This window comes from Xanthomonas rydalmerensis, from assembly GCF_033170385.1.
In the GTDB taxonomy this organism is placed as follows: domain Bacteria; phylum Pseudomonadota; class Gammaproteobacteria; order Xanthomonadales; family Xanthomonadaceae; genus Xanthomonas_A; species Xanthomonas_A rydalmerensis.
The window spans coordinates 3,134,659-3,148,051 of sequence record NZ_CP126170.1; the positions used below are offsets into that span (position 1 = coordinate 3,134,659).

Sequence of the window (13,393 nt, forward strand, 5' to 3'; positions counted from 1 at the left end):
CGCGCGTCCCTCCCCTTGTAGGAGCGGCTTCAGCCGCGACAGGCGTCACCGGTAACACCTGTCGCGGCTGAAGCCGCTCCTACAGCAGGCTTTCGTCGTCATTAGAAAAGCCCTTTCCGTCCTGACGAGCGAGGCAGAACATCATTCCAACGGTTACCGCCGTCCGACGCGAACTTCTGCTCGCTTCAATCCGTCCATTGCGTAGCAAGCTCTGCAGGATTTGCCGCAACGCCCCGCCCCACGGCAACCGCTACGGATCCAGCCATCCCCGCGCCACCGCCGCCTGCACGTCCTCCGGCGTGTCCAGATCCAACGCCAGTGCAGGTGCGACGATGCAGCCGAGGCTGTCCGGGGACAGCGTCGCGAACAGCGCGCGCAAGCCCTGATCGCCGCCCAACGGCAGCGTGCGCCAGCGCTGCTGCGTTACGACAGCCGGCATGCCGCGCACGCCGGCGTAGGCACTGACCGCGCAACCGGACGCCGCCCGCGCGGCCGCCGCCAGCAGGTCCTGCAGATGCGCCGCCGATAGCGCCGGCTGGTCGCAGCCGAGCACCAGGCTATGGGTGATCGATGCATCGTCGCGTACCGCCGCACGCAGGCAGTCGAGGCTGCCGCCCATGCCGGTGGACCAGTCCGGATTGCACACACATTCCACCGGCAATCCCTCCAGCAGCGGACGCAGCGCCTCGGCCTGCGCGCCCAGCACCACCACGCAGCGCGCCGGCGCCGTCGACAACGCCAGTCGCACGACCTTGCGCAGCAGCGGCTCGCCGTCGCTGGTCAGCGTCTGCTTGGGACGGCCAAGGCGGCGGCTGGCGCCTGCGGCCAGGATCAGCGCCGCATGTGCCTGTGTCATCACCCGCCGCCCTCGGCCAACCGTCGCGGTGCCGCCGCCAGCGCATCGCGATGCGATCGCCGCGGCCTGTCGCTCGCCTGCGCGACCGTGCTCAGCCGCGGCGGCGCCGCCCGGCTGGCCTGCAATTGCGCGGCGATGCTGAGCGCGATCGCCTCCGCGCCGCTGACTCCCAGGCGCAGCCCGATCGGCGAATGCAGGCGCGGCGACAGCTGCGCGCGTTGCGTGGGGCTCAGCAAACGGAACAGGTCCTCGCGCCGCCGCACCGGTCCCAGCAGGCCGAGGAACGGGATCGCACTGCCGGCCAGCGCATCCAGCGCTTCGCGATCCAGTTCGAAATTGTGGTGCATCACCAGCGCCGCATCGCTACCGGCACAGTCGGCCAGGGCGCGTGTCGGCGTGCACGCCAGGGCGCAGTCGGCCAGCGCTCCCAACGCAGACCAGCGCGGCCGCTGCTCGACCAGGGTGGTCATCCAGCCCAACTGACGCAGCAAGGGCAGCAACAACGTGGTTTCCGGGCCGGCGCCGAAGATGCTGACTCTCGGCGGTGGCGGCACATGCACTTCGCCGACGCGCGGCGGCGCCGCAGACACCGTGCGCCAGGGCAAGCGCCATTGCAACGCCTGCTCGGCCACGCGGGCGGCGATGCCACCGTCGGCATCCAGCGCCAGGGTCAATCCACCGCGCCCCTTCAGCCAGGCCTGGGCCAGCCCATCGAAACCGGGCAAGGCGAGCAGCGGCAACAAGGCCAGGTGCAGGCGGCCCCGGCAACCGGCGGACGAACCCGACAGCAGGTCTTCGTCCTCGCGCGTATCGATCTCCATCCACACCGGCATGCCGGCGACGGCGGCCTCCGCGGCACACCGCGCGATCTCCGGCTCCAGGCAACCGCCGCTGAGCCAACCCTGCTGCGCACCATCGGGACCGAACAAGGCCATCGCCCCGGCATGCGCGTAGGTGGAGCCTTCGCGGGCCATCGCCACGGCCAGCACGGCAGGCGTGCGGCGGCGGCAGGCGTCGAGGGCTTGATGGAGACAGTGTCGGGCAGCGGACATGCGGCGGCACAGGCGAAAGGGGGAAGCCCGAGCCTAAGCGGCGGCCTGTGGTCGCGAGGTGACCCTGGCTGTCGTTCGGTAGGTGTCGGGTTTGCGGCGACGGCAGCGTAAGGTCGGCGTCAACCGCCGCACCCATGCGATCGGCGATGCGCGGCGCGATGCCACAGCCGGCGCTGCGCTGCGGATACCGGTGCCGCCGACCTTGCGCCGTCCGCACGACGCCCCCGCGGCGATTAGCCGCTAGCGAAGATGGAAGCGTTCGAAGCGCTGCAGCGCCGCGTCGATCGTCGCCTGCAGCGCCGGCCGCCGCGGTTCCAGCCAGGTCCATTGCTGGATCAGCAGGCGACCGGCGCGCCGGTCCATCTTCAGGTCGAGCGCAGCGACGATGCGGTCACCGACCAGCACCGGCAGCGCGAAGTAGCCCAGCACCCGCTGCGGCGCCGGCACGTAGGCCTCGAAACGATGGCTGTAGCCGAAGAACTGCTGCAGCCGCTTGCGCTGGATCACCAGCGGATCGAACGGCGACAGCAAGTGCGCCCGCATCGGATCGGGCGGCGGCGGCGTGCTGTCCAGCACCTCCGGCTCGGCCCACAAGGCGACGCCCTCCTGGCCCTGCAGATGCACCGGGCGCAGGCGCTTGCGCGCCACTTCCGCGGCGATCAACGCACGCACCGCCGGTTTGGCGGCGGTCTCGCCATAGCAGACCGAATCCACGCCGACGATGGCCTGCGCGCGCAGCGCACGCTGCAGCAGGTAACGCGCGTACTGCGCGTCGCTGACCACACGCGGCCGCTGCCGCCAGCCGAAATGCCGCGCGGCCAGTTCGTAGGTCTTGAGCATGCCGCTGCGTTGGCTGATCACCAGGTCGCCGCTGAAGAAACCGTACTGCAACGCGGCCCGCGACGGCTTGCGGCTGCCCCACGGATGGGTCTTCTCGACCAGCACCTCATCGTCGATGTCGCGGATCGACAACGGCCCCTCGCTGCGGATGCGCCGCAGCAAGCGCGCGTAGTCCTGCGCATCCACCGTGCCCCTGGCGTCGGCCTGTGCGCGTCGACGCGCCATCTGCGCCACGTACATGCGGTAGTCGGCGACCGGCACATAGGCCAGGGCATGCGTCCAGTACTCGAACAGCGACTTGTCCTGCGACTGCGCCTGCTCCAGGTCCTGTTCGCGGTACTCGGGAATGCGCGTATACAGCACATGGTGGTGGCTACGCGCAATCACGTGGATGGTGTCGATCTGCACATAGCCCAGGTGCGCAGTGGCCTGCCGCACCGCCTCCGCACCACGCCCGAACGGCGCCGGGGTGGTCAGGCGCTGCGCGTGCAGCCACAGTGCACGCGCCCGGGCGGGCGCGAGCGGGACAGAAGCGATGGGAGTGCGCATCGAACGGCCTTCCTCGTAACGCGACAGCGCCCATGAGGATAGCAACCCGGATTGCGCAACGCGGCGTACAGGGCATCCGTCGCGGCGCGTTTGGTCGGCGTGCGCCGCACTTCATCCGCCATGGCCGCCACCGGTCCGATCGCCCAGGCAAGGCAGCGATGGTCTGTCGACACTGCGTGCCACCGCCACCGCCGCGCACGCCGCCATGACCTCGATCGCCTCCATACCGCCCCGCCCCGCTCCCACTGCGCCCCGCCTGGCGACACCGCCGCGGCCGCACGCCGGGCAAGCCTGGGCGCCGCGACTCCTGCGTGGGGCGGCGGCGCTGTGGATGAGCATCGCCATCGGCGGTCAGCTCGCCTTCGCCGCCTACGTCGCCGGCTTCTACGGACGCACCGCATTGGCCGGCACTCCCGAGCGCTGGAACCAGGTCATGGCACGCGGCCATGTCGCCGGCGACAGCGTGTTCAATGCGGTGCTGGCGCTGCATCTGGGCCTGGCAGTGGCGATCGTGCTCGGGGGCGCTGCGCAACTGCTGCCGGCGTTGCGACGCCGGCGCCCGGCCGTGCACCGCTGGAACGGGCGCGTCTACCTGGTCAGTGCCGTCGCCCTCAGTCTCGGTGGGCTGGCGATGATCTGGATTCGCGGCGGCGTCGCCGGCGATCTGGGACAGCATCTGGGCACCAGCGCCAATGCGGTGCTGATCCTGCTGTGCGTGGCCATGGCCTGGCGCCATGCCCGACGCGGCCAGTGGCCGGCGCATCGACGCTGGGCGCTACGCCTGTTTCTGGCGGTCAGCGGCGTGTGGTTCTTCCGGATCGGGTTGATGGGCTGGCTGGCCGTCAACCAGGCGCCGGTCGGTTTCGATCCGGACCGTTTCGTCGGGCCGACGCTGACCGCGCTGGCGTTCGCGCAGGCATTGCTGCCGCTGGCCGTCCTGGAACTGTATCTGCGTGCGCTCGACAGCCGCCGCAGCGGCCCGCAGTGGCTGGCGGCGGTGGTGCTCGCTGCGATGAGCGCGGCCACCCTGGTCGGCACCCTCGCCGCGGTCGCGGGGATGTGGTGGCCGGTGCTGCGGCAAGCCTGAGCGCGGCCACCGCGCCGAACGCCCGCGCTCCGGTATGCTCGCGGCCATGTCGCCTCCGTCCCCGCTCCCCGCACCACCGCGCGCACCCGCGCTGCTGGCCTGGGCGCGCATCGTGCCGGTGTTCCTGGTCTCCGGCGCGCTCGGTCTGCTGATGAGCCTGAGTTGGGACAGTCCCCTGCCCGTCTTGGTCCGCAGCCTCATGCTGGGCGCGGCCGCACTGGGTGCTTACACGCTGTTCGAGCGCTGGCCGCCACGGCTGCCGCGCTGGCTGGCGCGCTGGGCGCTGCAGGTGTTCGGCGTCGCACTGGCGATCCCGACGACGACCCTGCTGATCTACCTGGGCTCCACTCAAGCCGGTGCGCCGCCGTTCTGGCAGGACTCGGATCGGCTGGCCGGCTTCGCCACGTTGACCATCGTCGGCGTGCTGATCGCGCCATGGATGGCCCTGGCCGCCCTGGTCCGGCAAAAGGATGCCCTGGCCCGGCATCAGGCGCTGGCGTTCGCGCTGGAGCGCAGCGAACTGGAGCGCGAGGCGCTGGACGCGCGCCTGCAGCTGTTGCAGCGCCAGGTCGCCCCGCATTTTCTGTTCAACACCCTGGCCAACGTGCAGGCGCTGATCGATGTCGGTTCGCCGCGGGCCGCGGAGCTGATGCGCAGCCTGATCGCCTACCTGCACGCCGCGGTGCCGCGCCTGCACGACGCCACCAGCACGCTGGGCGACGAACTGGCGCTGGCCCGCGCCTACCTGGAGCTGATGCACATGCGCATGCCCGACCGGCTGCGCTATGCGATCGACGCCGAGGACGCCGTGCAGGAGGTGCGCTGCCCGACCCTCGCCGTGCTGACCCTGGTCGAGAACGCGGTCAAGCATGGCATCGATCCATCCGAGGAAGGCGGCAGCATCGCCATTCGCGCCTGGCGCAGCGGCGAGCGCTGTCATCTGCGGGTGGAGGACAGCGGGGCCGGAGAGGACGACGGCCGCGGCGGGCTGGGCACCGGCCTGCGCACCTTGCGCGACCGCCTCGCGCTTGGCTTCGGCGATACGGCACAACTGCAGTTGCGTCCACGCCTGCCGCACGGCACCTGCGCCGATCTCAGCCTGCCGATGACGGTACCGCCCCGATGATCCCGCCCACCGCGCTGATCGCCGACGACGAACCGCTGCTGCGCGAGGCCTTGCGGCGTCAGCTTGCCCGCCTGTGGCCCGAGTTGCGGATCGTCGCCGAGGCACGCAACGGCCGCGAGGCGGTGCGCCTGTTCGAGGAACACGCGCCGCAGATCTGCCTGCTCGACATCCAGATGCCAGGTCTGTCCGGCGTGCAGGCCGCGCAGCAGATCGGCCGGCGCGCGCACCTGGTGTTCGTCACCGCCTACACCGACTACGCGGTGCAGGCCTTTGCCGAAGGCGCGCTCGACTATCTGGTCAAGCCGGTGCAGGACGCACGCCTGGCCGATACCGTCGGACGGCTGCAACAGCGCCTGCAGGCCGCGCAACCGGCGGCCGACCTCACCGAGCAACTGCTGCGCCTGGCGGAGCGGCTGCGCCCGCCCGAGCGCCCCGCCCCGCTGCGCTGGTTGCAGGCGCAGAGCGGCGGCACCGTGCGCCTGATCGCGGTGGAGGCCATCGACTACCTGCGCTCGGACAGCAAGTACACCAGCGTGGCCTGGCGCGACCCGGACGGACAGGCATGCACCTCGATCGTGGCCACGCCGCTCAAGGACCTGGCGGCACAACTGGATCCGGACGACTTCCAGCAGGTGCACCGCGCGGTGGTGGTCAACCGCCGCGCGATCTTGCATGTAGTGCGTGGCGACAACGAGACCGCGCAGATCCACCTGCGCGGCCGCAAGGAGACGTTGCCGGTCAGCCGCAGCTATCTGCCGTCGTTCCGGGCGATGTAGCGGCGTCTTCGACCAGCCCAGCCCCAGGCCGCAGTTGATGGCGAGCGTGCCTGCATGCCGTTCGCGCAACCGTGGCGGCCCATCCGTTGCCCGGGCCGCGCGGCCGTCGATGCGCTGGAGCAATTCGTAAACGCCTTGCCCACGCCGGCAGCGCATTTCGGCTGAAATCCCGCGCCAACGCGCGGCGATCCGCACAGTACCGGAACACATGCGAACCACGTCATTTTCGCGGCGTGCGTTGCGCTTGCGACGGAAATCCGGATGCGGGTAGTTTGCGCCGCGCTTGGCGATCGACCGCAACCGACCCAATGGCGAACGCCGGCAGGCAACGCCTGGATCGGCACTGCGCAGGCGATGCCTGGCATGCGTGGCAAGCGCCATCGACTGTCCCCACCTCCCCTGGATCCGCCACATGACATCTCCCTGCACACGACCGGTCACTGTCCTGCTGTCGGCCCTCGCGCTCGGCATGGCCGCAGGCAATAGCGCGGCCGCCGCAAGCGCCGCCGACGATCCACTGTTCCGCTATCAGTGGTACCTGCACAACCAGGGCCAGGCGGTCATCGGCGACACGCTTCCCACCGCGGGCGTCGACCTGGATGTGGATGTCCTGCATGAACTCCACATCCGCGGTGCAGGCGCCAAGATCGGCGTGATCGATGGCGGGCTGGACATCCGCCACGAAGACCTTGCCGCCAACATCCTGCCCAACGGCTCGCACAATTTCCTCGACGGTTCGCACGACCCCAAGCCGAGCGACGTCGACGACGCGCACGGCACGGCGGTGGCCGGCATCGCCGCCGCGGTAGGCTGGAACGGCAAAGGCGGACGCGGCGTCGCCCCGCAAGCATCGCTGGCCGGCTTCAACTACCTCCAGTCGGACCAGAGCGACGACAAGCTCCGCTATGCATGGGGCAATGGCGCCGACGCCAGAAATCTGGACATCTTCAACAACAGCTGGGGCATCGTCTCCAATTTTTATCCCAACGTCTCGGTCGAAGATCAATACGCCTGGGAGAAACTCATGCGCGCCGGGCGCAACGGCAAGGGCGCCATCTACGTCAAAGCGGCCGGCAACGACTTCGACAGCTTCATCTACGCGGACGCGCAAGGCGCTCTGGCCGATCATTGCCCGGATCTGCCCAAGCGCTACAACGTCGCCTGCAGCCTGGCCAACGTCGATCCGAAGAACGATCTGATCACCACCATCGTGGTCGGCGCAGTGAATGCGCGAGGCGTGCGCAGCTCGTACTCATCGCCCGGCTCGGCGGTCTGGGTCAGCGGCTTCGGCGGCGAATACGGGCAGCAGAAGCGCTACCAGCAGTCCCGGTCGGCGGCGACCGCCAGCGACCCCCTCTACGACCCGGCGATCGTGACCACCGATCTCAGCGGCTGCGCCGCCGGGTACAACCGCGACGGGGTGCCGGTGGAGAACGCGTTGGACGGCAGCAAGTCCCCGATCGACGCTTCGTGCAACTACACCGGGCTCATGAACGGCACGTCCTCAGCCACGCCGACGGTGTCAGGGGTGACGGCGCTGATGCTCGGCGTGAATCCGCAACTGACCTGGCGCGACGTGAAATACATCCTGGCCACGACCGCGCGGCAGATCGACAGCGGGCAGCCGAAAGCGCTCTACAACGGCAGCGTGATCGATCCCGGCTGGATCACCAACGCCGCCGGCCATCGCTTCAGCAATTGGTACGGCTTCGGGCTGGTGGATGCAGCCGCGGCCGTGGAAGCGGCCACGCACTTCACAACGCTGCCGCCGCTGCAGGACACCGACTACCAGGTCTACAGCGGTGCGGCCAGCACCATCGGCGGTGTCGCATCGCCAGCCAGGCTGACCGTCAACATCAAACAACAGATGAAAGTCGAGGCGGTGCAACTGTACTTCGACGGCACCCACAAGGATCCCAGCCGTCTGCGCGTGGTGCTGGTCTCCCCGCATGGCACGCGCAGCTACGTGATGACCCCGTTCTCGGCCTTGAACAAGGACGTCTACACCCAGGGCATGTCGATCCCGCTGACCGCCAGCAATGCCTTCCTGGACGAGGATGCGGCCGGGCCCTGGACGCTGGAGGTCGCCGATATGCTCGACGCGCATGGCAAGGAACAACTGCAGCACTTCGAACTCCGCGTGGTGGGCCACTGACATGAAGACCAATACGCTCTTTCTTTTCGCCGTGCTCGCACTGACCGTGGCCGCGCCGGCCTCAGCCCAGTACGCCGATGCCCAGGCACTGCACCAGGCAGCAAACGGCGCGCGCTTCCAGATCGGCCGCAGCACCTATCGTCTGCTGCCCGATGCCACGGTGCAGACAGCACCGCAGATGGCAGGCGCCGGCACGCAACGCGCCCAGGTCGCTGCCGCCGATGGCGGCGGCACCGTCGCCGCCCGCATCGGACCGTACGCCATCGTGCTCGGCGGCAACGGCCACGCCGGCACCGCAGCGGCTGCCCAGTCCCGCGCTGCGGACGCGACCGCGCTGCGCGCCGCGATCGACGAACGCAGCGGTCAGCCGGTGGTGGTCACCGGCAAGCTCAAGCTGTTCGGCACCACGCCGGACGTGGCCCGGGCACTGGCGCGCCGCAGCGGCGGCAGCCTGGTGTATGCCTCGGACGTCGATGGCAGCGCCATGATCGACTACGGCTCGGCCGACGCCGCGATGGCGGCGTCCAGGCAACTTCAGGGAGCGCCAGGCATGCGCGAGGTCTCCATGGACATCGTGCAGGGCTTCAACCGCGCATTGTGAAGTACATGCGCGCCGCCCAGCCATGCTGGGCGGTCGCATGCAGAAGACGGTCGCGCCCTGCGCCGCCAGGCCTTGGTTGACCTGCCGGGCGGCAAACACCGCCCACCTTGGCCGGAGAGCGCCGCAGCGTGCGCCTCCCCTGCGGCATGACCGCACACCGCGACGACACGTCACTACGGACAGGACGTACCCGCGTTGCGGTGATAGCAGGCATTGCCGACCGCACCCCATCCCGCTCCGAGCTGGGTCGCATCCTGCGCGCTCATGTTGCAGGTGTACTGGGTCAGCGTGCCCGCCGCACTGCAGAAGGTGCCGCCCGGCCAGGTCCTGACGCTGGGGTCGTACCAGATCGTGGTGCTGATGGTCTTGCCCTGGGTGACATGGCCCATGTACACCGAGGTCAGCGTCCAGTGGCTCGGATCGCGGTCCAGGTCGATGGCATTGCCCTGCTTGTCGCGCACCGGTTTGGTGTGCCCCTTGCCGATGACCTGTAGCAGCCTGGGCAGGAAATCGACGTCGTTGGAGGTCGCCGTGCCGGCGAGATTCCACTGCCCGCCCATGTTGCGGATGTCGTCGTCCAGGCAGAAGTCCAGACTCTGCGTGTCTTCGTACCCGTGCGGGCACCACGGCGTGGACGGATCCAGCGCCGGAGTCGCGCCGGTATGGCCCAGGTCGATCTGATAGAACAGGGTCTGCCCCTGCGTATTGCCGAGGATGAAACTGAAGGCATAGCCGGTGCCACTGGGCGCCGTGCCGCCGCAGCGGGCATCGTCCTCGTAGGTCCTGCTCAACCCGACGCGTACACGGATGGCGCCGAGACTGGACAGCGGCGCGCTGGGCGTGAAGCCCAGCAGGGCGTTACTGCCCCAGAACCTCGGATCGGCAGTCACCAGGAACAAGTCCTTCTCGCCATCGTACGGATTCGGATTGCCCGGATCCGAGCCGGCGCACTTGTTGTCGGCCTGCGCCAGTTCGTAGGCGTTGGCGTGACCGGCGTACACCGGGTAGTACTTCACCCGCGCACGCACACTCTCGGCTTGCCAGCCCTGCGCCGAACCGCCGACGACCGGCTGCAAGGTATCCGAACTGTTGGGATTGGCGCCCCATTGCGCCAGGGCATACGCGGTGGGCTGCTGCGGCCCGGACGTCCCGAGGATCTTGCCGTTGTCGTCGTTGAAGATCAGCGACGCGGGCAGCGGTTGCATGAGTTCGGTGGGGGGATCGGCCAGCGCCGGCGCGCTCGGCACCAGCGTCGATGAGAACAACCAGCACAGCACGCGCACGTTCTTGTCCATGTGCATCCTCCATTGCGCCTGATCCTGCGACAGGAACCCGGCACACCGCCGGACCGCGCGGGACTGCGCCCGCGCCGCGCCATTATGGTCCCGCATCCAACAACCGGCGGCGCCACGCGTAGACAAGCGGCGCTGCGTTCCGCGCCGCTGTCGATCCTACAAGTCCACGCGAGCACGACCGCGCCCGCTGTGCCTTCCCTGGCATCCACACCGTTGCTCCCTGCCGGCAGCACCGCCGCCCTCAGCTGGACACGACCACCCGCCACTGCTGCGGGGCCACCTGCTCCCAGCCGATCTCCACCGGCAGGAACTTCTCGATCAGGCGGGCATTGCTGGACAGGTGCGCGCTGACCGTGTCGGTGGTGAAGGCACCGCCGCCGGCCAACGCCATCGGCAGCAGCAACTGGTCGGCGAGGTGCTCGCCGACGCACGCGCCACTGTCCAGGTAACGGCGCACCTGCGCTGCCAGGCGTTCGCCAACCTGCTCGGCGGAGACGCCGCGCTCGCCGTGACCGGCGAAGACCTCCACGTGCGCCGCATGTCGCACCCGCACCAGCGCGGTATTGCCCGGCCCCATCGCCGGACGCACGCTATGCACGTGACGCGGGTTCGCATCCACGCCGAGATGCTCGGCCAGCACCGCCAGTTCGCGTCGGCCGATCTTGCCGGACAGCCCCGAGACCAGCACCTGCGCCTCGAGCGCCTGCAACGCACCGCGCGCAGCGAAGTCCACGTGGCGCAATTGCGTACAAGGCGCGACGCTGGCATGCAGCGCACCGCCGCCGGCCGGATAGAAGCCATACCGCTCCAGCGTCAGCGCCGCGGTCACGCCCAGGCGCTGCAGTGCCGGCAGCCAGGTCTCGGCGAGGAAGTCGGCGCTGGGTGCCAGCGGATTGTGGGTGCCGCCCTCCAGGGTCAGGCGCGACGGCGCACCGGCACGCCACAGCGCCGGCAGCACCGTCTGCAGCACCAGCGTGGTCGAGCCGGCACTGCCGGTGGTGAACTGATAGTCGCCGGGCACGACCGTTTCCGGCTCGAACCGCAGGGCGGTCGCGCCGATCTGCGCCCCGTGCGTGCGTGCCTGGCCGATCGTGGCCGCCGCGACGACCGCCGTCAGGTGCTGGCGCATCAGGCCCGGGCGCGGGCGCGCACCACGGATGTTGCTGAAGGTGAAGCCGATCCCGGTGCATAGGCTCAGCGTCAGTGCGGTGCGCAGCAGTTGCCCGCCGCCCGCGGCACCGTCGAGTTCGATCATGTCCATTGCGAAACAATCCGTCGTTGAAAACGCCCATGCGGACAAGCCCGCACGGACCATCGGCGCCGGCCGTCGGCACTGCAAGCCGGCCGGCACCTGTGACTAACCCTTGACGCACACCACCTGCCGCAGCGTATGCACGATCTCCACCAGGTCGCGCTGTGCGGCCATCACCGCCTCGATCGGCTTGTAGGCCGCCGGCGACTCGTCCACCACGTCCTGGTCCTTGCGGCACTCCACGTGCGCGGTCGCCTTGGCGTGCTCATCGACGCTGATACGGCGACGCGCCTCGGTGCGGCTCATCACCCGCCCGGCGCCGTGGCTGCAGCTATGAAAGCTGTCCGCGTTGCCGAGCCCGCGCACGATGAAGCTCTTGGCGCCCATGCTGCCGGGAATGATGCCCAGTTCGCCCTTGCGCGCGCTCACCGCCCCCTTGCGGGTCACGAACACGTCCTTGCCGAAGTGGTGCTCGCGGCTGACGTAGTTGTGGTGGCAGTTCACCGCTTCGGCCTGCGCCTCGAACGGCTTGGCGATGACCGTGCGGACCGCCTCGACCACGCTGCGCATCATGATCTCGCGGTTGATGCGCGCATAGCGCTGCGCCCAGTCCACCGCGAACACGTAGTCGCCATAGTACTGACTGCCTTCCGGCAGGTAGGCCAGGTCCTGGTCCGGCAGGTTGATCATCCAGCGCCGCATTTCCTCCTTGGCCAGCTGGATGAAGTGGTTGCCGATCGCATTGCCCACGCCGCGCGAGCCGGAGTGCAGCATGAACCAGACCCGCTGCGCCTCGTCCAGGCACATCTCCACGAAGTGGTTGCCGGTACCGAGGGTCCCGAGATGCTGCAGGTTGTTGGTCTTGCGCAGGCGCGGATGGCGCTCGCAGATCAGGGCGAAATCGCTGGCAAGCTGCGCCCAGCCATCCACCGCCGCGCCTGGCGGCGTCTGCCACGCGCCCTTGTCGCGCGCGCCGGGCGTGCGCCCATGCGGCACCGCGCGCTCGATCGCGCTGCGGATCGGCGCCAGGTTGTCCGGTAGGTCGCTGGCGACCAGCGAGGTACGCGCCGCGATCATCCCGCAGCCGATGTCCACGCCCACCGCAGCAGGCACGATCGCGCCGATGGTCGGCACCACCGAGCCGACGGTGGCCCCCTTGCCGAGGTGCACGTCCGGCATCACCGCGATCCAGCGATGGATGAAGGGCAGCTTGGCGATGTTCTGCAGCTGCTGGCGCGCCTCGTCCTCCAGCGGCACGCCGCGGGTCCACAGCTTGATCGGCGCCGCTCCCGGCTGCGCGATGACGTCGTACTGCTCGGTGTTCATGATGTTGCTCCTTGTGCAACGGATCTTCGAGAAAAAAAGCGCGGTGACGAGGGATGGTGGAACCTTCCGCCTGGCGGCAGTGCCGCCGGGCGGCCGGGGCTCGAACCCGACCCTTGAAGGGCTACCAGATGGAGTTCCACCTGCATTCACCGCAAAACTAACGCATCGCCTCACGCGGCAAGTCCGTGTGCGGAACGATCGCTCTACCCCTGAGCTACCGCCTGACGGCGGGCAGGATTCGAACCCGCGACCGATGGAGTTCCGCCTGCATCCGCCAGGCAACGCGTACAACAGGGCCGACGACGGCCACGACAAGGGGGATGGAACATTCCCGCTCTATCCGACTGAGCTACCACCCATCGAAGGGTGGGCGGGACTCGAACCCGCGACCTGGAGCTTCAAAGGCTGTAGTTCCATCGGCATTCGTGAACGCCGGCGGCGAAACATGGAGGCGGCGAGCACCACCTCCGTCAACTGA

General features: G+C 69.2%; 12 protein-coding genes. 6 read left to right on the forward strand and 6 right to left on the reverse strand.

Going from position 1 to position 13,393, the window contains the following annotated elements; all coding sequences use genetic code 11:
* Positions 1-250: 250 nt before the first annotated feature.
* The 3 genes from QN245_RS13160 to QN245_RS13170 form a co-directional block, all read right to left on the reverse strand.
* A complete protein-coding gene (locus QN245_RS13160) occupies positions 251-856 on the reverse strand; it encodes a nucleotidyltransferase family protein (RefSeq protein WP_317843380.1) in 606 nt (201 codons plus the stop codon).
* Positions 856-1,908, reverse strand: a complete 1,053-nt coding sequence (locus QN245_RS13165) for an XdhC family protein (RefSeq protein WP_317843381.1) — start codon at positions 1,906-1,908, stop codon at positions 856-858. Before QN245_RS13165 ends, QN245_RS13160 begins: the two co-directional genes overlap by 1 nt.
* A gap of 240 nt (positions 1,909-2,148) precedes the next feature.
* The gene (locus tag QN245_RS13170; protein ID WP_317843382.1) at positions 2,149-3,297 is read right to left on the reverse strand and encodes a winged helix-turn-helix domain-containing protein; all 1,149 of its coding nucleotides are present in this window, start codon (positions 3,295-3,297) and stop codon (positions 2,149-2,151) included.
* Between the two features lie 331 nt (positions 3,298-3,628).
* On the opposite strand from QN245_RS13170, the gene QN245_RS13175 reads away from it, so the two are divergent.
* The 5 genes from QN245_RS13175 to QN245_RS13195 all read left to right on the forward strand — a co-directional run bounded on the left by QN245_RS13175 (position 3,629) and on the right by QN245_RS13195 (position 9,042).
* Positions 3,629-4,384 (forward strand): DUF2306 domain-containing protein, encoded by a 756-nt coding sequence (locus QN245_RS13175; protein WP_317843383.1) that lies wholly within the window; start codon positions 3,629-3,631, stop codon positions 4,382-4,384.
* Between the two features lie 46 nt (positions 4,385-4,430).
* Positions 4,431-5,510, forward strand: a complete 1,080-nt coding sequence (locus QN245_RS13180) for a sensor histidine kinase (RefSeq protein WP_184643482.1) — start codon at positions 4,431-4,433, stop codon at positions 5,508-5,510.
* Complete coding sequence (locus tag QN245_RS13185; RefSeq protein ID WP_317843384.1) at positions 5,507-6,286, forward strand: LytR/AlgR family response regulator transcription factor; 780 nt, start codon at positions 5,507-5,509, stop codon at positions 6,284-6,286. The genes QN245_RS13180 and QN245_RS13185 overlap by 4 nt, the downstream gene beginning before the upstream one ends.
* Before the next feature lie 412 nt (positions 6,287-6,698).
* Positions 6,699-8,441, forward strand: coding sequence for a S8 family serine peptidase (locus QN245_RS13190; RefSeq protein WP_317843385.1), 1,743 nt, complete (start codon positions 6,699-6,701; stop codon positions 8,439-8,441).
* Position 8,442: 1 nt separating this feature from the next.
* Entirely contained in the window at positions 8,443-9,042 is a 600-nt protein-coding gene (locus QN245_RS13195; RefSeq protein ID WP_160969648.1) for a hypothetical protein, read from the forward strand.
* 173 nt (positions 9,043-9,215) lie between these two features.
* Here the strand turns inward: QN245_RS13195 and QN245_RS13200 are convergent, their stop codons facing one another.
* The 3 genes from QN245_RS13200 to QN245_RS13210 form a co-directional block, all read right to left on the reverse strand.
* Positions 9,216-10,337, reverse strand: coding sequence for a hypothetical protein (locus tag QN245_RS13200; protein ID WP_317843386.1), 1,122 nt, complete (start codon positions 10,335-10,337; stop codon positions 9,216-9,218).
* 241 nt (positions 10,338-10,578) lie between these two features.
* Positions 10,579-11,598: an RNA 3'-terminal phosphate cyclase gene (gene rtcA / locus QN245_RS13205; RefSeq protein ID WP_317843387.1), complete on the reverse strand. Its 1,020-nt coding sequence runs from the start codon at positions 11,596-11,598 to the stop codon at positions 10,579-10,581.
* Positions 11,599-11,694: 96 nt separating this feature from the next.
* The gene (locus QN245_RS13210) at positions 11,695-12,915 is read right to left on the reverse strand and encodes an RtcB family protein (RefSeq protein WP_184448649.1); all 1,221 of its coding nucleotides are present in this window, start codon (positions 12,913-12,915) and stop codon (positions 11,695-11,697) included.
* Here QN245_RS13210 and QN245_RS13215 point away from each other — a divergent pair.
* Positions 12,914-13,393, forward strand: coding sequence for a hypothetical protein (locus tag QN245_RS13215; RefSeq protein ID WP_317843388.1), 480 nt, complete (start codon positions 12,914-12,916; stop codon positions 13,391-13,393). The two genes, QN245_RS13210 and QN245_RS13215, sit on opposite strands and share 2 nt — an antisense overlap.

What these genes read in the sequence shown, in the direction of transcription:
- QN245_RS13160 (WP_317843380.1), bottom strand. Translation starts at nt 856, where the DNA reads ATGACACAGGCACATGCGGCGCTGATCCTGGCCGCAGGCGCCAGCCGC.
- QN245_RS13165 (WP_317843381.1), bottom strand. Translation starts at nt 1,908, where the DNA reads ATGTCCGCTGCCCGACACTGTCTCCATCAAGCCCTCGACGCCTGCCGC.
- QN245_RS13170 (WP_317843382.1), bottom strand. Translation starts at nt 3,297, where the DNA reads ATGCGCACTCCCATCGCTTCTGTCCCGCTCGCGCCCGCCCGGGCGCGT.
- QN245_RS13175 (WP_317843383.1), top strand. Translation starts at nt 3,629, where the DNA reads ATGAGCATCGCCATCGGCGGTCAGCTCGCCTTCGCCGCCTACGTCGCC.
- QN245_RS13180 (WP_184643482.1), top strand. Translation starts at nt 4,431, where the DNA reads ATGTCGCCTCCGTCCCCGCTCCCCGCACCACCGCGCGCACCCGCGCTG.
- QN245_RS13185 (WP_317843384.1), top strand. Translation starts at nt 5,507, where the DNA reads ATGATCCCGCCCACCGCGCTGATCGCCGACGACGAACCGCTGCTGCGC.
- QN245_RS13190 (WP_317843385.1), top strand. Translation starts at nt 6,699, where the DNA reads ATGACATCTCCCTGCACACGACCGGTCACTGTCCTGCTGTCGGCCCTC.
- QN245_RS13195 (WP_160969648.1), top strand. Translation starts at nt 8,443, where the DNA reads ATGAAGACCAATACGCTCTTTCTTTTCGCCGTGCTCGCACTGACCGTG.
- QN245_RS13200 (WP_317843386.1), bottom strand. Translation starts at nt 10,337, where the DNA reads ATGGACAAGAACGTGCGCGTGCTGTGCTGGTTGTTCTCATCGACGCTG.
- rtcA (WP_317843387.1), bottom strand. Translation starts at nt 11,598, where the DNA reads ATGGACATGATCGAACTCGACGGTGCCGCGGGCGGCGGGCAACTGCTG.
- QN245_RS13215 (WP_317843388.1), top strand. Translation starts at nt 12,914, where the DNA reads ATGATGTTGCTCCTTGTGCAACGGATCTTCGAGAAAAAAAGCGCGGTG.
- QN245_RS13210 (WP_184448649.1), bottom strand. Translation starts at nt 12,915, where the DNA reads ATGAACACCGAGCAGTACGACGTCATCGCGCAGCCGGGAGCGGCGCCG.